Here is a 20,748-nt window from a genome sequence, read left to right as displayed (position 1 = left end):
TAGCATGGTTGGTAAACGGTTATTTGGTTGTACTCGCAGCCTTGTTAATTTCAGTTTTAGCTGCCTTTGTGGTCTCAATCGCTTTCGTAGCTTGCTCCTGAACCATCCTGAGCGCTGTTACGGAATCTTTGGACTCCTTAAAAATCAGCGGTTGGAATACGCCTTGAACAGGAACGTCATACCAAACTAAACCAGGATTACGTGCAGCAGGAGGCATCGCATTTTGACTGCTAAAAATGGATTCTACGTGCTTACCTTGCATTTGAGGCAAGTTTTTCCCGAAGGCTGCTTTGACCGCATCCGTCTGAAGCGGACCGATGACGCCTTCTTTGGCAAGCTCAATTTGATGCTCTTCCGAAAGCAGTGCATCCATGACCTGGAAGGCCAAATCTTTTTTCTTCGATTGCTTCGTGATGTACATGGAGTACACATTCGGCTGATATTTGGTGTTAGGGGCATCACTTAAAGACGGAACAGAAGCAATGTCGAAATTCAAGTTTTTGTTTTCCTCATAGAACTTGACTAAATGGTCGCTCACCGTTGCCACGGCCATAGCGATACTTGGCTTGGAGGCAAACGTTTCCACGGTATCGAACTGGTTGGCTGGAATGTCGTAGAACCTTCTCATGTTGTCTACCAGTTTTTTCCAATTTGGATCACTCATATCTCCTTTATCCTCGGTTTTGCTTAACGGGGACAAGGACAATTGATTATAATTTAAATAATGGCCCGGGTTTTGGGAGAAACCTTTGTACGTAACGTCACCTTCAACGCGCGTCAGCTTTTTCGCCAACTCGTAGATCTCATCGTACGTCATGCCGTCTTTCGGATAATCAACGCCGAATTTATCGAAAATATCTTTGTTGTAAAATAAAGCAAAATCGTTGTTATAGAACGGCAGCCCGTATATTTTTCCATCCGGGGTTAAATTTTTGATTTGCGCCATATAAGCCGGATTTAATTTGCTTGTATCGAAGTTATACTTTTTGATCAGATCGCTGATATCATATTGAAGGTCATTATCGATCAAATACCTTTGAACGTTCATCCGAGTGTCGTCCATGATGATATCAGGAATCGTCCCGGCTGCGATCAAGTCCTTGTACTGTCTGCCCGGATTGTCCCAAGCGACATGTTTGATCGTGACATTCGGAAATTTCTTTTTAATAAAGTCTCCGACTTGTTTCTGAAAAATTTCCTCTTTGACATAATAAGCCGGCCATACGGTATAAATGAACAATTCGTTATCAGGTGACGATTGGGCTTGCGGTGAGGTTTTCTCATCCGTTCCACCCGGTTTGGCACTTGGAGCTGCCTCGTTCGTGCATCCGGCCGCCAGTGCAAGGGTAAGCGCAAGGGCCAGACTTATTTGTACTCGTTTCATTACGACGATTTCCTCCTTCATGAACCGCAAGATTTAGTTATCCGTTCTGCAACGTCCACAAAACAATGTTATCCCAAAGCTTCCAGCCCGCATCCGTAGAAGTATCCTGCATGCCGTTACTCCAATAGTAGTACGATAATCGCGCTTTCACTTCATAACCGTTATCGCCTTTCGCGCCTTTATCATAGTAATAAAGCGCAGCTTTTGTTTTATCGCCGGGAACCGTAGCAATCACTTTCGCTTCTTTGCCTGGAACCCCGTAACTAACGCCGAAATTATCGCCGGTTTCCGTGTAAACTTCTACAGTGCCAGATAATCCGCCGGCAATCTTAGATTTGCTATCAACGATATCAATTGATTTCAACTTCTTAACTGTCGTGCCTTCTTCTTGGGAGGAGAGTCCGAGATAAAACATGCCATGGCTTTTCACATACACCGTTGGAATAGCCACTTCTTTCATCGCACCTGTTTTCAAAAATTTTGAATTCGTCGTTTGGCTGATGTAGATCAAATCGTACCCTTTCGTCGCATCAGCGGTAAGCTCGCGATCTGCAAGATGGGTTACGCTAAAACCCATTCCTTTCAAACGGCCTGCAATGGCAACGTCTTCAGCGGGAAGCGGTTCGGAATCCCTGCCGACTAGAAGCACTTTCTTCCCTTGCGGAGAAACTTCCGCTTTCTGAGCTGCCTCCGGTTGGCTCGCAGCCGGTGCTGGCGCTGCAGTTGCCTGGGCAGGTGCTTCACTTGCTTTCGCTGTGGAAGCCGCAGCCGGCGCCTTCGTTGCTTCAGCCGTAGGGCTCGCTGCTTTCGTTGCTTCCACGGTTGCAGCAGGTGTTGCTGTAGCTGCAGGTGTTGACGAAGCTGCGGGAGACTCTGAAGCTTTCGCCGTAGCGGTTGGAGTCGCCGATGGTGTTGCCGTCGCTGTTACCGTTGACGTGGGAGCTGTCGATACGCCCGGATCAGCTGCTTTCTCTGAGGATGAACAGGCGCTCATCGTAATTGTCATAAACACAGCGATGAGCAGTATTAGAAAACGTTTCATGGCATGGGTCACCCCTTTTTCAAATTGGAATGAAGGCCCCTCCACTATTCGGATGAAGGAGCCATATGCTGCATTACTTGGCGGCTTTCTCGGTTTGAATCGCTTTCGTTGCAGATTCTTCAATCATGCGAAGTGCGGTTACGGAGTCCTTGGATTCTCCGAAGATCAGAGGCTGGAATACGCCGTGTACCGGCACATCAATGTAAGTTAAACCTGAAGCGCGAGCCGCCGGCGGCATGGCATTTTTGCCGTAGAAGATGGCTTGCGTATGTTTCCCTTGCATTTGCGGCAAGTTTTTACCGAAAGCTTCTTGAACTTTCTGTGTTTGCAGCGGTCCGATGATGCCTTCTTTCGCAAAATTGATTTGCATCTCTTCAGAAAGCAGGTACTGGATCACTTGGAAAGCTTGATCTTTCTTGGTCGACTGCTTGGTAATATACGCCGAGTACAGATTTGGTTGAGCTTTGACGCCTGGTGCATCAGCAAAAGATGGCATTGCAGCGATATCAAAGTTCAAGTTTTTATTTTGCTCATACCACTGAACGATTTTCTCTGTGACGTGAACACTCATCGCCATTTTCCCTTTCGGGAAATCATCGACGGATGTAAATTGGTTAGCCGGAATCTCATAGAAACGTCTTAAATTGTCAACTTCCTTTTTCCAGGCCGGAGTATTCATCTCCGCCTTGTCTTCCGTCAAGCTGAGAGGTGAAAGCGATAGCTGATTATAAGTCATATATAAACCAGGATGCTGTTGGTAACCTTTGTACGTATTTTCACCTTCGACACGAGTCAGCTTTTTAGCCAATTCATAAACTTCATCATAGGTCATTCCGTCTTTCGGGTAATCCACACCGAATTTATCAAAAATATCTTTGTTATAGAACAGAACGAAATCGCTCAATTGGAAAGGCAAACCATAAATTTTCCCTTCCGGCGTCACGTTCTTCATTTGCGTCATTGCCGCAGGATTTAATGTGCTTGTGTCGAAATTGTACTTTTTGATCAAGTCCGTCATGTCATACTGCAAATCGTTTTTCAAAATATTACGCTGCAAGTTCATCCGGGCGTTATCAATAACAATGTCAGGAATCGTTCCTGCTGCAATTAGATCCTTATATTGCCGGCCGGGATTATCCCACTGTACATGTTTGAACGTTAGATCCGGGAATTTCTTCTTGAGGTATTGCCCCACTTGTTTCTCCCAGATATCTTCTTTGGCATAAAAGGCTGGATACACGGTATAAATGAATATTTCGTTATCCGTTGATTTGTTTGCTGAGGCAACGGGCTGCTGTTTATCGCTTTGAGCGGGCTCGGACGTACAGCCTGTCAGGATAACAAATGCCGACGTGATCGCTAAAGATGCTTTGAGAAATTTTTTCATTTTCACTATGAACCTCCCAATCTTGATTTCAAATTTTGTATACTTTCACTTTATTACGAAATGTTTACGTTTACATTAGGGGGGTTCTCCAACATTATAGGTTGTTTGTTGCATCATTCCGATTCAACCTTTTCCTACTGACCAGTGAACGGCTGCATCAAATAACTTCCATCCATTATCTGTCCTGTTAATTTCTTCCCCGCCTGTCAAATTGAAAAACAAGCGCTTGGCCGGCAAAACCTGGCCGCTCATATTTTTCGTCCCTTTGTCAAAAGCACAAATCACAGCACGTTTATCGTTATCCGGCGCTGAGGCAATAATGACGCCCCCCTGCGGTACAACGTAGCTGATTTTCGCTTCCTCTTTATAGATATCCACACTGCCCGGTAATCCGCCCGCAAGCTCATGCTTGCTCTCTTTTATCGCGATCGACAAGCCGGTATATTCGCCGTAATCCGAATCATCTTTGCTGGCTAATCCGACTTGACCTAATATTTTGCCATTGGCATAGATAACAGGCGCTGTTGATCCCAGCAATTTATCCGCAACACGATGAGAGCCTGCGAATGAACTGACGAAAACCAGGCCGTAATTGGCCGGCTGCTCCGGAGTAAGCTCTTTATCCGACATCAGCGTAACCTCATAGCCAAGCTCCTTGAAATGCTTCATCACAATTCGGTCGTTTGCGCTGTCCGTGCCGACAAAAAGGACTTTCTTCCCGTTTCCGGCGTCTTTTTGCGTCGTGGGCATTGAACAGGCAGCGCTTGCAAAAATCAGGATGACCATCATTAAGTAGGAAAACAACCGCTTCATTAACTCCCTACCTCCTTCAAGAACTCATGTTATTTGGACTCTTGCACCCAGCGGACTGCGGCATCAAACAGCTTCCATCCCTCATCCGTTTGGTTGATTTCTTCACCTGTCATCATGTAAAAGAAAACCTCACGTGCAGCAACCGTTTTTCCTTTCACATTCGTCATGCCTTTATCGTAAGCAAAAATGGTCGCCTTCATTTCATCGTTAGGCACGGTAGCCACAACGATTGCGTCTTTGCCCGGCGTCGCCCAACTCATCTTGCCATTATCTTTGTAGACATCCACATTGTTTTGCAGGCCCGCTGCCAGCGCATGCTGGCCGTTGCGGATTTGAATCGTCTTCGCCGCATTATTCCCTTCGAGTTTGCCGTTCATGTCAACGTCGGTCATGCCTGTATCACCGGAAATTTGCGGCTCGTCATAAATAACAGGGACTGGAATGTCCACGAATTTGTCCTTGATTTTGCCTGAATTGACCGACTCGCTAACAAAAATCAAATTGAAACCATTGGCCTTCTCTGTCGTCACTTCTTTGTCGGAAACCACGGTGACATTCATCCCGTGTTTTTCTTTAAAGCGCTTGATCACAATCCCATCCCCGCCGCCTTCTTGACCGATAAAAAGCACACTTTTTCCATTGCTCTGCGATTTGGCTGCCGCGCTGGATGCCGGTTGGCTGGATACCGATACGGGATGGCTGGTGACCGAGCTGCAAGCGGAGAGTGCAAAGACCATACAAGCCATGATGGCCGCATTTACCTTTTTCATAGACGAATTTCCTCCCTGTCAGGAACGTTTATTTTTGTCCATTTTGAGCTGCCCATTGCACAGCCGCATCCAGTAGTTTATAGCCGTCATCCGTCTGATTCATTTCTTCCCCTGCACTTAAATAAAAGAAGACCTGCCGGGAAGGGACCGGCTCATTATTGATATTTTTCGCCCCCTTCTCATAGGCAAAAACAGCCGCTTTCTTATCGTCACCGGGAACTGTTACGATCGTAACAGCCTCTTTACCTGGAATGGCGTAACCGATTTTACCCTCATTTTTATAAACCGTTACTTGATCTTTAAATCCAGCTGCCAATGGGTGTTTGCTGTCCTTAATTTGAACGGTTTTCGCCGCGCTGAGCTCATTGTAGTCCAGCAGCCCCGTTAATGCGGAAATACTGGCCACTTGGGGTTTGGCATACACAACAGGCACTTTAGAGCCTTTAAGCTGCGCATCCATTTTGGAGGAATTGACCGTAGGACTGACATACACGACCCCGTAGCCATTCACAAGTTCCGGCTTGAATACGTTATCCGCCATATCAATGACGGTATAACCTACCTTCTCAAAATGTTTCACCACATAAGGGTCATTCGTCCCTTCCCCTCGTTTGATATAGAGCATTTTCACCGGTCCGGCTGACTTGCTTGCCGTCGTTGATGCATTCGAACATGCCACCAGCATGGCGACCAGCACCCCAACTAAACATAATGCGAGAAGACGTTTCATCTCTTTTTACCCTCCGTTTCAACTGTCACTGATCAAGTTTCTATTCCACTAAACCTGTACGTTCTACGCCTTCTACAAACCATCGCTGCGTGAACGTGTACAGTAGCAGTGGCGGGATAATCATTAAGAACGTTGTGGACATGCGAATCGCCTCATCATTCACGGACGGCCCATAAGCCTCGGCTTGCTGACGCAGGGCTGAAGCGATCTTCTCTATCCCGAGCGATAAAGGCGCCGTTTCGATATCCGACAAGTACATACTCGGCAGGTAGAAGTCGTTCCACGTCCAGATGAAGGAAAACAGAAAAACGACGAGAATCGCCGGTTTGGCTAACGGCATCATAACCTTGTAAAAGATTTTAAATACGCCAGCACCGTCAATCCGTGCTGCTTCTTCCAATTCCTTCGGCTGTGTGGAGAAAAATTGGCGGTAAATAATGACGAACAGCGCTCCTTTTAACCCCAAGCCGAAAAAAGCCGGAACGATGATCGGATAAATCGTATTCAACAGGCCTAACTGTCTGGCATAAATAATGTTGGGCAGGATCGTAACCTGCATAGGCACAATAAAAGTTAGCATCAGGAAAAAAAACAGCACTCGCTTAAACGGGATTTTCAGCCTTGCAAACGCATAACCGGTAACGGCACACGAGAGGGTTTGCAAGATAGCCACAGAGAGCGAGAGGCCTAGGCTGATGCCTAGCGCCTTGGGATATTTCATCCACGACCAAGCCTCCTGGAGATTCCCGAGGTAGATTGTCCTCGGGAACCAGTTGACGGCCGGATCCAGCAAATCGTCTGCATTTTTAACCATGGTCGCTACCATATGCAAGATCGGCTTCAAATAAATGTAAGCTGTATCCAGCAAGATCAAGTAGATGAACAATTTGAATAACAGACCTTTATCCGCTTCCCGCCCGATAACCGCATAACGGATTTTGCTGAGCAGCTGCAGCATGCCAACCGTCTGCTCTTCTTTCAATTTGATACGAAACATAGCGTCATCCCTCCTGTCGTAAACTTGTTAAGCACGATGTGATTTCGTCACCCTGGCGAAAATAATGAATAGGATCGCTAAGAAAAAGGCGATGATCATGAAGTAGATCCAGAACAAAGCGCTGTATTGTCCGTACTCGCTCTCCCTTACCTTCGACAAAATCGGATTGGTCGGAAACGTAAAGAGATCGACCACGGTATAAATCAAATTGAGGAAAATGAACGGCGTCATGGCAGGCAGCGTAATTTTCCAGAATGTTTCCCAAGGTCCTGCGCCATCAATTCGGGCTGCTTCATAAGCGGAATTCGAAATCGTCTGCCTGCCGCCCAGGAAGATCATAATTTGCACGCCGGAATACCAGAGAATAAGTACGAACGAGTTCAGAATGGAAATCAGCGGATCTGACCAAGTGGCCGATAAGTTAGCTTGGATAAGGCCTGAAATGTTAAATTTGGACATAAAGCCGAGATCGCCTTCACCCTGCGTCAGAAATTCCTTCACGACCTCGCCTGTCGCCAAAATGACGGGTAGGAAGAAAATGGCCCGAAAAAACGTGCGTCCGGGGAATTTTTGATTCAAAATAATCGCAATTAACAGCGCGAATACGACAATGATCGGAATCATGAAAAGCGCTTGGCGCAGGAAAGGCAGCAGTTGATTGTACAGCAGACTTCCGTTTTCAAACAGAATGTACTTATAGTGCGTCCAGCCAATATAACGGGTCGTCGTCTTGGTTGCGGTTATGGTTACATCCTGAAAACTCATAAACAAGGAATAGCCGATCGGGAACGCCATAAAAAAGATAAAACCGATGAACCACGGGGCGATGAACAGCGTTCCTTCCAAATATTCGATCAGGGATGACCTCAGTCTCGCTTTCCGATTCATTTGCCTCCCCCTCCTCGAATAACAACAAAGTTATGTGCCGGTACGGCCAAATCCCCGTTCCGGTATTCCGTCAAATTATAGTTCACGATAATTCTTTTTCCATTGGAATACGTCGTTTCTTTCACACCTTCAGCAAGCTTCCGATGCCCGGTAATAAACTGATCCTGCACATCTCCAAGGGCTTCGTTGTAGCGTTTATACTGCTCGGATGCAAAGTTCTCCCAATCCGGGTAATACGTGTTATAAAAGCGCAAGCCATAAGAATTTACATATTTCTTCGTTTCAGCCTTCGTGAATACGAAAGATGGCGCCGCTCCATATTCGATATCCCTTAAGAAATCGTTCACGTCTTCCTGGCGGTTGTTCACATATTCCGATGAATAGGAAACTAATCCGTGTGTAGCAATTTGGGCGAAGGGCACCGATTCATCCGAAAATAAGTCATAGGAATTGTCATATACCATGTCTCGGATGTAATTGATATGCGGCAGTGCGTAGACATTGGATTTCTCCCCCTGTACGCCGCCAAGCGTATCTTTGATTTTTTGCAAAATCCGCTCTTGAATTTTGCGGGCCTCGTCTCTTGAGGAGCCGTACCCCGTGTTGTAATCGTTGTACAGCCTCTGGCCAAGCAATCCGACGGCAAGTCCGTCGACACCCATGGCTTTATATTTAGGCAAATCGTTATCCACCATCTGTTCGATGTATTTATCGCTAACGACCGGCGTTCTCTCCCGGTTGAACAAAGGACTCTGCATCAGCGTCCGTCCGGCCAAGTTAACCATGGCGTTAAACTTCTCGTCGAACCCGCCGCCTTTGGTATTATTCAAGGAATACTGTGCTTCCAAATAAACCGGATAACCAAGCCCGTGCGCATGATCGATGAAGGCCTTCATGCCGGAGTCTCCGCCAAGTCGGGAATCCACCGGGAACGTTTGGCCAAAGGAACTGTAGCCGCCCTTTTGCCAGCCCGTGAAGGTGAGCGACATATTGTTTATGCCCTTGTCATGCAAGGAATTCATAATTTGAATGCCTTCGCTCGTCGTGGTCAAATTAAGGTAGCGGTCGCTAATGACCCCTTTTTCCCGATCGGCTCCGATGATGTTCGTATACAACGGGATATTGGGGTCTTTGACCGTAACCGGTTTGACCGCTTTCTCCTTCATTAAATATTGACGGTAGGTCTCTGCCATGCCGACGTAATCCGTCTTCTTCTCGTCCAACATATAATAACGAACGGAACGATCGCTCCCAAACATGTGATCCCGATCATAGTCGACATATCCCCACGAATCAGGGACATTCGTATTTCTTGTTGTAAACTGCAAGAAGCTGGAACGATAGTTCATCTGGGCCCCAATCCAGTTGTAATTGCTTAGGACACCTGCCGGAGCAGCGACCACGTCGGCATACTCATCGCCTTCGTGCACCACGGCCAGAAAGCCTTTCGATCCCGACTTCATACCGAAGACCGGCATCATCACTTTATTACGTTTGTTGTTGATTCCCGGGAATGCAATATCTTGGCCATATGTTAATTCGTCATACAATTTGTTGACATTTAATTGATTATCCTTGAATCGCACCAGAGCTCCTGCACCATCCGGAATAAACAAGTAACCGTCCTGTCCGTCTGTGTACTCCGCTCCTAAGAAGGGATAAGGTCTGACCCAAACGAGACCCATTTTGGTCTCCTTAACGCCTTCCTGCAAGATTTTCGTCTCAACGTAATCCTGAGCGACCGTTACTTGGACAGGAATCGTGAAGCCCGTCACAGGAAACTCGTAAACAAGCTTGAAACCGCCTGGAATCGTTTGAATATCCTTGATGCTTCCGCCTTCCGCCCCCAGATTCGTCTCTTTGGCCTGCAAAATGTTTTTGGAAAAATCCACATATTGGACCATCAGCGGTGAGGCTAAATGCTTTTTCCAGGTCTCCGAAATCTTCTCTTTCGACCAATATTTCGGATCTGGGTAAGAGCGATACAGATTGCCGTTCCGTTTATCCTCGACGATAAAATGTCCCGTCTTGTCGTCCATTTTCAATCTCAACGTCTCGGATTCTGCAACCTGCTTGAAATCGGTATCGAGCGGCAGTTTGGCGGGAACACTCGCTGCTTCTACCGTCGTATTTTGCTGCACGGCTTGCGAACTGCGTTGTCCCGAATCTTTGAACTCAAATTTGGCACGGGTCAGGAAGGTGACGACGGCCGCCAAGATCAGGATGGTAACGATGATGGCTGTTTTATTGGTTTTGATCATCCGGATCATCTCAAGGTCACCTCCTGATACATCTGATAAAGTAGCGATCCAAGATCACTGGTAAGTCCCATAATAATGAAAATAAGCACACCGATGACAAGCATTGTACATAACGTAAGGAATACATTCATAATCGTTTCACCAAACGTGTAATTATGGACGTTCTGAATTTTCCAGAAAATAAGCAGCCCGATCCATACCGTCATCGCATTGCCCACGAAATGATAGATCGATGCCTCGGACATCGTCATAACATTGGATATAAAAGCAAGCGGGATGCCAATAGCTATGTAAGGCAAGAGCGCATAGGCGCTGCCGATGAAAATGTGCTTGAAGCGTCCCTCGCCCCGATAAATCGAGCTGACCAGGTAGTTAGCAACAATCCAAGCGATCCAAACGATGAAAAATTGCGTGAACGTCGAGTAAATATCCACAAAAGTCTTCGGATTAAAAGAAAAGCTAGTCGCGAACTGGATGATAATCAGAGATGCATATACACCTAGCAGAACGATACTGGCGCTCAAGTAGCTGCCTTTGTTCTCATAGTGGATAGCCGAAAAACCGTCAATCGGATGTTTTAAAACATGCAGCGCAAGCCTTAAATTCGAGAGGAAACGATTCTGACTCTTCGGTCGATTGCGCCATCTGACCCGGAATTCACGCTTTGCGGTGAGCTTATCGGTAACAGTGTATAAGATCACACCAAGCAGGATGACGCTCGCTATCCAAGAAAAGTTACCCTGCAGCCACAGCATCCTGATTTGCCAGAAAGAATCGGAGTACCCTTGTTGATTTCCCGCTTCTTTGAACAAATCTTTTGCATTTTCGTACTGTTCTTTTTTAAAAGCTGACTTCGCAAGCCCCAGATAAGCTGGAGCGAATTGCCCGTTTAAACGCAGCACTTCTCTCCATGGCTGCTCGCTATCCTCATAACGGCCAGCCAGGGTTAGCTGGTTGGCTTGGTCTACCTTTTGCCCAAACTCGGACAATCGGAATACTTGCACGATATTTTCCTGATCGTCCAGGACAAACAGCTCGTTTCTTTCATTAACATCAAGCGCCACAGGACTTTTCAACAGTCCGACTTGCGAGGAACCGATCGCAGAGGCGCCGCCCCAGAAGTACAATAAATTACCGGATCCATCGTAATGGCTGATATATTTATTCTGCTGATCCACAACAATCATATTGCCGCTCTGATCGACCGCGACATCCGTTAGTTGTGGACCTGTCATGATTCCCTCCGCCGGCACGTCCCATGGGGCTGTTTCTCCGAACGGTTTCGAGGAGCTGCGCAGCAAGTTATCGCCTTTTACATTCAGCTTTTTCAATTGATTCGTTGTTGCTGTTCCGCCCGTCACTGTAAAAATATAGCCGTTTTTGTCCGTCGCTACGCTGTTAATCGGCTCGGGCCTCTTAGCAACTTCATTGGCGTACATTTTTTTGGTGTAAAGCATTCTTTTCAAAGCGTCTAACGGGGAAATCGCCGTGCCGTTGGCACCGAAGAAACCTTGAAACTTGCCTTTCGGATCAAGCATCACAAGCCCTTCATAGCTGCCATGCACGGCAATATACATAAACTCACGTTCATCAACCATGACTTTCGCCGGATCGAAAACAAACGTATCAGGAATGTACCGGGATTCCGGCCGTTTGTACTCTTGCATGACCTTGCCGCCGGCATCCAGCTTTAGCACTCGTTTGTTGCCTGTATCCGCGACATAGATGCTGCCATCATTGGTTACGAAAACACCTTCTGGTTTGTTAAAAGGGTTCTCCGGCAGGGTAATGTAACGCAGCAGCTGACCGGATTCTGTCATATGTACGATACGGTTATTGCCCGTATCCGCGATATAAACTTCACCTTTCGCATCGATGAAGATGTCTTTCGGATTTTTCATCGGCGAACTCATCTGAACCGTCTTGTTGCCCGGATCTGGCGCCATCAGATTCTGCCCGATGACCCCTAGCGGGAAATACGCCGGCTGAAGCCATATTAAATTTCCCCGGCTGTCTTTGGTATACGTGGAGTATTTCACCGAGGCGAATGCAGTCGCAGGCAATAATGCGGCGCATAAGAGGAAGAACGATAGAACTAGCCCCCACTTATGGATTTTCATGCTCAAACCTCCGTTCCCATCTCTCTGTGTATAGTGTCATTTGCCCAAACAAGCCATAAGGGCTCAATTGATAGTCGCGAGTAAAATGCTGCCCTTCTTTGCGGAAAGACGCCCAACTGGTTGTCGACGTATCGCCCGACGCCTGATGGAAAGGTCCAAGCATATTGCGCGGGCTTCCCATAACTTCCACTTCCAAGCGGTTCACACCCTCGTGAAGCTGCCTCGTCAATTCAAGACGGTTTGCGCTGCGCCAAGGCACATGACCAGCCGCTTGCCCGTTGACCTTTACTTCGATAGTAACCGCGGCATAATCGCCAAGTTCCAGTACAGTCCGGCTTTCCGGCTTATTTTCCACCTGAATGTCAAAATGATAAATCATGCTGCCGCAGTAGTGAGGATATCCTTGCTTGCACCAATCGCCAAAGGCCAAGGTTTCGGGTTCGGCTACAATACTCCTTGAAGTATCGACGCCAAACGATCCGGTCAAATAAATATCTTCCACTTCCATGCGATTTAAGTAGTTACATGACAAGATCAACTCATTCTCTCCAGCTTTCAATCTGGATAAAAGCACCTGATCAAACGACCGGTCCAAAAACCAACCATCCGACTTATTGGCGATGGATTCGCCGTTAAGGCCGATCTCGTACTGTTCCGCAGACTCCACAACCAGATACACAGCTTCCTTCGGAACATCGGTGATATGAAAGGTGAATTTGAAAGCGACCGGCTTGCCATCTTCCGGATGAGGCTCGTGAATCCATTTGTACCTTTGTTCAATGCCATTGCCGTAAATCTGTCTCATGTCCAAAAGCGACCGGATGGCTTTCTGTGCTTGCCATACCTCCATCTCTTCCGACCAGCCGCCGTGATTGATACGATATGAGCACATATCCAGCGTTAACACATTCGGCATTGACCGCGTGAACTTGCAGACCGGGCCTAAGACCTGAGTCTCGGCTTGATCCGCGTTCGCGCGGCTTCCTTCTGTTTCAGCCTTGCGGCCGTTCTTATGCCAAATATACAACTTGGAATCTGCCGGACCGAATACCTCGTCAAAGATGATATAACCCTGACTAAAACGGGTGTCGACTGCGCTTACTTCGCCAGTCAATGCCTTCCACTCTTCCATGTAGCCAGGCCCTTCCAAGGCAGCTTCGATCCGAACGCGATGTTCGCGCTCGCGGTCGTTATTGACGATGAACAGCGCATAACGATCCCCCATATCTCTGAGCATATACAAGCAGTCAGCAGACTCTTCATTTTCTGCGCTCTTAATGCTGACTTGGCGTGTCAGTCTGTTTTCCAGTGCTTGGGCTGCCTCAGCCGCGTCCCCAACGATGACCATGTTCGGATGATCATAGAGGTCGGATAGACGATTGCTCACTCTGCCTTCAAGCATTTCCGGGCGAGCTCCGACAGCGACAGCTTTGCCGCCGGCGTCAAGGAATTGCAGGAGCAGCTGGAACGTGCTGTTTAGCATCGTCCGAATTTCCGGAATGACGACAACTTGATACTCGGCTGTATGAACAGCAAGCTTCTTGCCGTGAATGGCCCCTGTTTCCGCCATGATGGTTTCATCGCCCAAATCAAAATCGTAGTGCGCTCTTAGCAGCTTGCCGAGAAAAGCGTTAAATTCGTGACCATACCGGTTCGTCTCGGAAACGTCACGGTCCTTGCCTCGGGCCGGAAAGCCGTAAGGTCCCGTGCCGACCATACTCCACGCGGTGGAAGCCGGATGAAGCACAAGCACATCTCGGACCGGGCGTCCTTCTGTCAAAACCGCAGACAACCTGGCAAAATAATTTTCCACAATCGCATTGTATTTCCACCAGCTGGTGTTGTAGTTGAAGACAGGCGGATAATCCCGTTTCCGGCAGCCTTTGATCGAATAAAGCGCCAAGTGCTGAGACCTAAGATTGACCCCCAGAACGAATTGGAAGTCTCCGATCCATCGCTGCCCTTCAAAGGTGAAACCCCAGCCTGTGCAGCCGTAAGTTTCGGTCAGAACGAATTTTCTTCCGTACTGATTTGCCACACTGGTACACTGCTTAACCGTGATGTATTCGTTCGTTTGCTCCGTCAACATATCGATGCCCGGCACATGCTGATAGCGATAGTTGGGCATGATCGCTCCGCAAACACGAGTGGCTGTGCCCAAATTATTTTCCCAGAGAAAATGCCCGGTAAAAGCAAGCCCGTTGTTCTCGCACCACTCGCCGATTTGCTTCGCATAAGATTCGCTGAATCGTTCGGTAATCGTCCGCCAGTAATCGTGACGGGCCTCTGTGGAGCGTTCGCCATTGAAATATAAATAAGGAACAAGATCCAGTAGATCGTATCCGCGTTTCTCTTGGAAATAAGCGGGGAAAGACCAGCTCCAAGGAATCCAACCGCGCCCCTCTGTAAATTTACAATGACGGTCATGAAGGCTCGGTTCGTCAGTAAAAACGCCGCGAACGGTTTGGCCAAAATGTTCGCCCACTACTTTTTTGTAAGCTTCGTAGGTAATGTCGATGAACGCTTCAACCGATTCGGGATTCAATTGATCCGGAGGCGCTTCATTGTTGAACCATTCACTCCGTTCGGATATTTCAACCCGGAAAAGAAGCAGCACTTCCTCATTTTCTAACTCACTGCTTGCACCTGCTTGAAGTCTTTCACAACGAATCAAGTTTCTTTCGTTAATCACAGCTTTGAACCGTGCTACGGTGTCGGTGTCGTCAATCTCCGTTTGTAATAAGCCGGCCGGGATGACCTCTAGCGTAAGCCCCTTGGCGCGGAACGCGTCTCCGCCCCTCGCTTGCACAAGTCCCCCGGCAAAGCCTGAAGGCCAGCGGTCTTCGTCATACAGCCAAGCCTGCATCCCCTGCGCCTTCGCTGTTTCCACGGTGGACCGAACCAGGTTCATCCACTCTTGACCCATGTAGACGGTTTCCAATCCATCTCTGGAATGAATGAAAAAACCGCCCATTCCTTGCTCCTTCATTTGCTTCACTTGCCGGTTCAGCTCTTCCTCTTCCAAATCGTCGTTCCAAGCCCAGAAAGGAAGCGATCTGTAGACATTCGGAGGATTCTCAAACTGATGCCGCAATCGGTCCAGCTGGGGCGCTTCCACAAGTCTCCGCCTCCTTCTTCTGTTGGAATATCGCGACGCTTTTCGGCAGAAGTTCAACATCTCCGCTTACGCTCGTGCCGCTGAGCAGCTCCTTTTGTTCGTACATCCCTACATTTATCTTCTGTGTTTGTTCGCTATGATTTAACACAAAAGTGAAGACAACCTCATCTTTATGGCGTTGAATGATTTCCACGTCTTTTGGTGCATGGGCATGTGCTTCCATGGGAGAAGAGATTCCTTTGCTTGCGCATAAATAGCTGATCCATTGCTTTAAAAAAGATCGGCTGGGATCCGTTGCCGCATACCAAGCTTCTCCCTTGCCAAAGCGGTTACGAGTTAATGCCGGCGAACCTGCATAATAATCGCTGCCAAAGCTCGCAACCGTCTCCGCTCCCTCCGGATGAACCACCTCACACAACAAGCCGCAATCGTAGGTGCCTTGAAGCTCTCCTAAGTTCGTCTGCAGCACGAGCTGGTTTTTTTGATCCGGGTGCAGCGCGTCCAGCTCTTCCACCCAAATGCCAAGCAGCTCGCGCAACTCGCCAGGATAACCGCCCGGTGTGACAAGATCATTTTCATTCGCCACTCCGCTGTAGAACGTAGTGAGGAAGGTTCCTCCGTTTTTAACATAACGTTCCAGCTTCTCCGCATAACCCGGTTTCACCATATATAAAACAGGGGCGACCACAAGTTCATATTGTGAAAGATCTGTATCCACATGAATGAAATCAACTTGCATATGGTTGTCATAAAAAGCATCGTAATATTTCTGGATGTGATCGACATATTTCAAGTGAGCGGACGGCCCGCCTCCTAATTCAACTGCCCACCAATTATCCCAGTCGAACAAAATGCCTACCTTGCTTTTCACCCGTGCATCGAGCAATTGATTGCCCAGCTCCTTAAGCTCCTGGCCAAGCTCTGTGCATTCCCTGAACACACGCGTATGCTCATGGCCGGCATGATCGATAACGGCTCCGTGAAATTTCTCATAAGCCCCCAGCGAGCGGCGCAGCTGGAAGAACATCACCGAATCGGCGCCGCGCGCCACGGCTTGATAGCTGCGAAGCCGCATAACGCCAGGCCTTTTGGTCGGATTGACCGTTTTCCAGTTGAGCACGCTCGGCGTCTGCTCCATCAGCATGAAGGGAGCGCCGTCTTTCAAGCCTCTCATGAGGTCGTAACGAAGCGCCATGTAGCTTTCAGGCGTTTGATTTTCCGGATATATATCAAGAGCGACGATGTCCAGATAAGGCGCCCATTTGAAATAATCAAGCGGCTTATAGGTCCCGTTCCCCTGGAAGTTGGTCGTGACGACCGCATCCGGGATGAACGATTTAATCGCGTTATATTCCAACTGATAACAGGCCAACCAGCTGTCCGAGTTAAATCGATAATAATCCAGCGTCATGCCTTGGAATGCCGTTTGATCGGAGTTTCCTCCAGAAAGTCCCTCGCTTAATGCGCTGGGAAGAACGATGTCCTCCCAATCATAGAAGGTGTGCCCCCAAAATCGCGTATACCAGGCCTCGTTCAGCCGTTCGAGCGTTCCGTATCGATTTTTCAACCATTCTCGAAATGCATGCTCACAGTTATCACAGTAGCAGCGGATTCCTATTTCATTGTTGACATGCCATAAAAGCAGCGCCGGATGCCCCTTGTATCGCTCCGCCAGCTTACGGACCAAAACCTCGGCATAATGGCGGAACGTCGGACTATTCGGGCAGGAGTTATGTCTGCGGCCAAACTTTCTTTTTTTCCCATCGGTCGTTACGGTTAAAATATCCGGGTACTTCCTCGCCATCCAAGCCGGATGCGCGGCCGTCCCCGTTCCCAAACAGGCATACATGCCATTCTCATGCAGCTTGTTCATGACCTCGTCCAACCATCCAAACTCGTACGTCTCCTCATCCGGCTGGTTAAGTGACCACGAAAACACATTGACGGTTGCTATATCAATGCCCGCAAGCCCGAACAGCCTCATATCCTCATCCCATATGTCCTTCGGGAACTGCTCCGGGTTGTAGTCGCCGCCATACATAATTTTGGGAAATGTTCGGCTAATCATCGAATCGCCCCCTGAAGTGTTAATGGAATTATGGTTTCACTGTCGGTATCTTGTAACGAAAATGGCGCCGGCCACCGTTTACTCAGCTGCATCGGCGAAATATCTCTTGCCGAAAACGGCTTCAGCCGCAGTTCAAAAATCGTCTCCTTCGGATGAAGCAAATAACGCTCCAACGGAGGAGCTTCCCCGCAGCTGTGATTGCCAATCGGAGCTTGCTGATGATCCAGGTTCACGATCGTTTCCTGTAAGCGAACCAAATCTGTTGTATGTTTCGCACGCGTTACATTCGCCGTAGCATAATGGCTCGCGCTCACATCGAACGTTGGCAAACCGCCTATAAACAAGCCCGTTCCTAACGTGTTTGTTACGGTTGCCCACCGTGCTTCCGCTTTATTGCCATGCTCCTGCGGCTTGATGTAAGGAACATATTGCTCTTGCACTGTTCCTGCGTAAATGCCCAGCCGCCCGCTTTCCTTACGGTCGACATAACATTCGTGCGGGCCTAGCCCGAACCAAGCTAAACGATCGAAGGTGCCGGGCATGACCATCTGCAAGCCCAAGCGCGGTAATGGCGGGAGTCCATCTCGCGGATTCACATGGGCTTTGAGGAACAAGTCCCCTGATCCGTAAACCGTATACACCATACAAGTCTCAAAACATATGCCTAATCCCGCTGCGCCAAGGGTCGCCTTCACCGTAATTTGCGCCGCATGATCCCCATACGACTGCACAGAAAATTCGATTGCGCGCTGTTGCAAGGCATCGTAACCGGCCTTTCTCCACTCTTTGGCTTGACGGCCGTCATTATCAATCGGTGCTCGCCAAACGTTGACTTTCGGGCCGGACTGCAAGAGCGGAAGTCCGTTATATTCGAAAGCGCTCAAGGCGCCGCTGTTTTTGTCCCAAACCAGACAAAAATCGTTACCGCTTACAAGCAGTCGCGTATTCTGCTCTTCCATACGCAAACTGTGCATCGGCTTCACGTTGATCAGTGGTGCGCCACTCGGTGGAATAGATAGCGGCATATCTGCCCAAGCCACTTCATGTCCTTGCGGCGCCCACTGTGTCTCCTCCCGCATCGTAAACCGAATGCGGAGCCAGCACTCGCCTTTCCACCGCTCATAGGCCTTGCTGAAAGGAACGGTAATCTCTGCTTTCCCGCCAGGCGGCACATCGGTTTTCGGCAGCTCTCCCTGCTCCACGATATCCCCGTCATGCAGCAGCTGCCACGAGCCCTTCAGATGATCAAGCGATAAGAAGTCGTAGCGATTCTCAATTCTTACGATGCCGGACGGCATGTGGACCGCATGCATCTTCACCGGCTCAATTACTTTTTTAAACTCAATGAGAGAAGACTTGATCGTTCGATCCGGGAACACCAGGCCGTCAATGCAAAAGTGACCGCTGTTGGGATGATCCCCGAAATCGCCGCCGTATGCGTACCATTCCGTGCCATCCTCCGTCTGCTGCCGGACTGCGAGGTCCGCCCATTCCCAGATCATGCCGCCAAGCAACCGGGGATACTGATAGATCGCTTCCCAGTATTCTTTCAGGTTACCGGATGCATTTCCCATGGCATGTGCAAATTCACACATTAAGAAAGGTCTTGGATCTTCCGTTTTCTCTCCTTCTTCAATCAGTGCATCCAAGGAGGGATACATGCAGCTCACAATATCTACGACTTCTGCGTCTTTAGCCCGTTCGTAGTGAATGGGGCGAGTCGGATCTGCTGCCCGCACCCAGTCTGCCATAGCGTCATGGTTAGTCCCATAACCCGATTCATTCCCAAGGGACCAGATGATGATGGACGGATGATTTTTATCCCTCTCCACCATGCGGCGGGCACGGTCGACAAACGCTTCTTTCCATCGCTCATCTTGGGCAAGATGGCTCTCGTTGCCAATAAAATGGCAACCATGCGTTTCGAGGTCCGCTTCATCGATGACATACAGCCCATATCGATCACATAGATCCAACCAACGTGTATCATTCGGGTAATGCGATGTCCGCACGGCGTTCATGTTATGCTGCTTCATTAGGCGGATATCCTCCACCATCGCTTCGAGCGGTATCGCATAACCGAGATCGGAGTGGAACTCATTGCGGTTTACGCCTTTGAGGGTAACTGGGGTGCCGTTGATCAAAAGCCGCCCGTTACGGATCGCAATATCGCGAAAACCAACGGAAACGCTTACAGATTCTAACGAGGCCCCTGTCTCATCCGTAAGTTCCAAAACTAAGGCGTATAAGTACGGATCTTCCGCCGACCATTTGTGCGGGGCCGAAACGGGAATGTGCATGTTGAGCACTTGTTCATCCATTAGCGAAACGGCACTGGTTTTTCCGGTGTATACCGTTTGGCGCTTTTCGTCCATCAACGTAACGTTTACCGTATGGCTGTGCAGCAGTTCCTCATGATTTGAAAAGCATTTAACCGCAATCCGGAGGTTCAGCTCTGCATCGATCTGATTCTCATGGAAGCTGGTTTGTGCAGAAACATCCTGGATATGCACATCAGGCGTTGCTTTCAAATACAAGTCTCTGAAAATCCCGCTTAACCGCCATTTGTCCTGATCTTCCAGATAACTGCCGTCGCTCCATTGATAGACCTGCACGGCAATCGTGTTCTCTCCCTCATTCAGCAAAGAAGTAATGCGAAATTCACTATGCATATGGCTGCCCTGCCCATACCCTGCCAATTGCCCATTTACCCAGACATGAAAAGCGGAATCAACACCTTCAAACACGAGAAATACTTGCCGATCCTCCCAGGTATCCGAAACGTAAAAGCTTCTGCGGTAACAGCCCGTAGGATTATCGTTAGGGACATGCGGCGGATCAATGGGAAACGGATAATAGCTGCTGGAATAATGCGGACGTCCAACTCCCTGCATCTGCCAATTGCCAGGTACCGGCATGGCAGACCAATCATCGGTCTTGTAGGTAGGCTCGTAGAAGTTCGCTGGCGCCTCCGACGGACTTGACACATACTTGAATTTCCAACTGCCGTTTAACGATTGAAAATATGGCGAAAGTGCCCGCTCGCCGATCAGCGCCGTTTCTACATCTGCATATGGCATGTAACCGGTATTGGAAGGCTCCACGCTGCGACCAAGCACATCTAGATTTTCCCAATCCGGAATTTCTTTTTCTCTCATCGAAATGCCCTC

General features: G+C 48.6%; 13 protein-coding genes. All 13 read right to left on the bottom strand.

Annotation, left to right across the window (positions count from 1 at the left end):
- Positions 1–19: 19 nt before the first annotated feature.
- The 13 genes from AC3WTJ_RS13140 to lacZ all read right to left on the bottom strand — a co-directional run bounded on the left by AC3WTJ_RS13140 (position 20) and on the right by lacZ (position 20,736).
- On the bottom strand, positions 20–1,384 hold the full coding sequence (locus AC3WTJ_RS13140; RefSeq protein ID WP_492522120.1) for an ABC transporter substrate-binding protein: 1,365 nt from the start codon (positions 1,382–1,384) through the stop codon (positions 20–22).
- 37 nt (positions 1,385–1,421) lie between these two features.
- Entirely contained in the window at positions 1,422–2,426 is a 1,005-nt protein-coding gene (locus AC3WTJ_RS13135) for a hypothetical protein (protein WP_492522119.1), read from the bottom strand.
- 73 nt (positions 2,427–2,499) lie between these two features.
- Positions 2,500–3,813, bottom strand: a complete 1,314-nt coding sequence (locus AC3WTJ_RS13130; RefSeq protein ID WP_492522236.1) for an ABC transporter substrate-binding protein — start codon at positions 3,811–3,813, stop codon at positions 2,500–2,502.
- Positions 3,814–3,936: 123 nt separating this feature from the next.
- The gene (locus AC3WTJ_RS13125) at positions 3,937–4,626 is read right to left on the bottom strand and encodes a hypothetical protein (protein ID WP_492522118.1); all 690 of its coding nucleotides are present in this window, start codon (positions 4,624–4,626) and stop codon (positions 3,937–3,939) included.
- 29 nt (positions 4,627–4,655) lie between these two features.
- Positions 4,656–5,396, bottom strand: coding sequence for a hypothetical protein (locus AC3WTJ_RS13120; RefSeq protein ID WP_492522117.1), 741 nt, complete (start codon positions 5,394–5,396; stop codon positions 4,656–4,658).
- A 28-nt stretch (positions 5,397–5,424) separates the two neighbouring features.
- The gene (locus AC3WTJ_RS13115) at positions 5,425–6,126 is read right to left on the bottom strand and encodes a hypothetical protein (RefSeq protein WP_492522116.1); all 702 of its coding nucleotides are present in this window, start codon (positions 6,124–6,126) and stop codon (positions 5,425–5,427) included.
- Positions 6,127–6,166: 40 nt separating this feature from the next.
- Positions 6,167–7,084, bottom strand: coding sequence for a carbohydrate ABC transporter permease (locus AC3WTJ_RS13110; RefSeq protein WP_397370149.1), 918 nt, complete (start codon positions 7,082–7,084; stop codon positions 6,167–6,169).
- 66 nt (positions 7,085–7,150) lie between these two features.
- A complete protein-coding gene (locus tag AC3WTJ_RS13105) occupies positions 7,151–8,011 on the bottom strand; it encodes a carbohydrate ABC transporter permease (RefSeq protein WP_492522115.1) in 861 nt (286 codons plus the stop codon).
- Positions 8,008–10,281: a DUF5696 domain-containing protein gene (locus tag AC3WTJ_RS13100; RefSeq protein ID WP_492522114.1), complete on the bottom strand. Its 2,274-nt coding sequence runs from the start codon at positions 10,279–10,281 to the stop codon at positions 8,008–8,010. The genes AC3WTJ_RS13105 and AC3WTJ_RS13100 overlap by 4 nt, the downstream gene beginning before the upstream one ends.
- A complete protein-coding gene (locus AC3WTJ_RS13095; RefSeq protein WP_492522113.1) occupies positions 10,278–12,392 on the bottom strand; it encodes a YIP1 family protein in 2,115 nt (704 codons plus the stop codon). The genes AC3WTJ_RS13100 and AC3WTJ_RS13095 overlap by 4 nt, the downstream gene beginning before the upstream one ends.
- On the bottom strand, positions 12,379–15,510 hold the full coding sequence (locus AC3WTJ_RS13090; protein WP_492522112.1) for a glycosyl hydrolase: 3,132 nt from the start codon (positions 15,508–15,510) through the stop codon (positions 12,379–12,381). Before AC3WTJ_RS13090 ends, AC3WTJ_RS13095 begins: the two co-directional genes overlap by 14 nt.
- Positions 15,470–17,578, bottom strand: a complete 2,109-nt coding sequence (locus tag AC3WTJ_RS13085; RefSeq protein WP_492522111.1) for a beta-galactosidase — start codon at positions 17,576–17,578, stop codon at positions 15,470–15,472. Before AC3WTJ_RS13085 ends, AC3WTJ_RS13090 begins: the two co-directional genes overlap by 41 nt.
- Complete coding sequence (lacZ, locus tag AC3WTJ_RS13080; RefSeq protein WP_492522110.1) at positions 17,575–20,736, bottom strand: beta-galactosidase, LacZ type; 3,162 nt, start codon at positions 20,734–20,736, stop codon at positions 17,575–17,577. Before lacZ ends, AC3WTJ_RS13085 begins: the two co-directional genes overlap by 4 nt.
- Positions 20,737–20,748 lie beyond the last annotated feature (12 nt).

The sequence above is a fragment of the Paenibacillus sp. FW101-FHT12H11 genome (assembly GCF_058790355.1).
The sequence above is the reverse complement of the archived record's forward strand: the minus strand, read 5'-3'. Positions and strand labels throughout refer to the sequence as shown.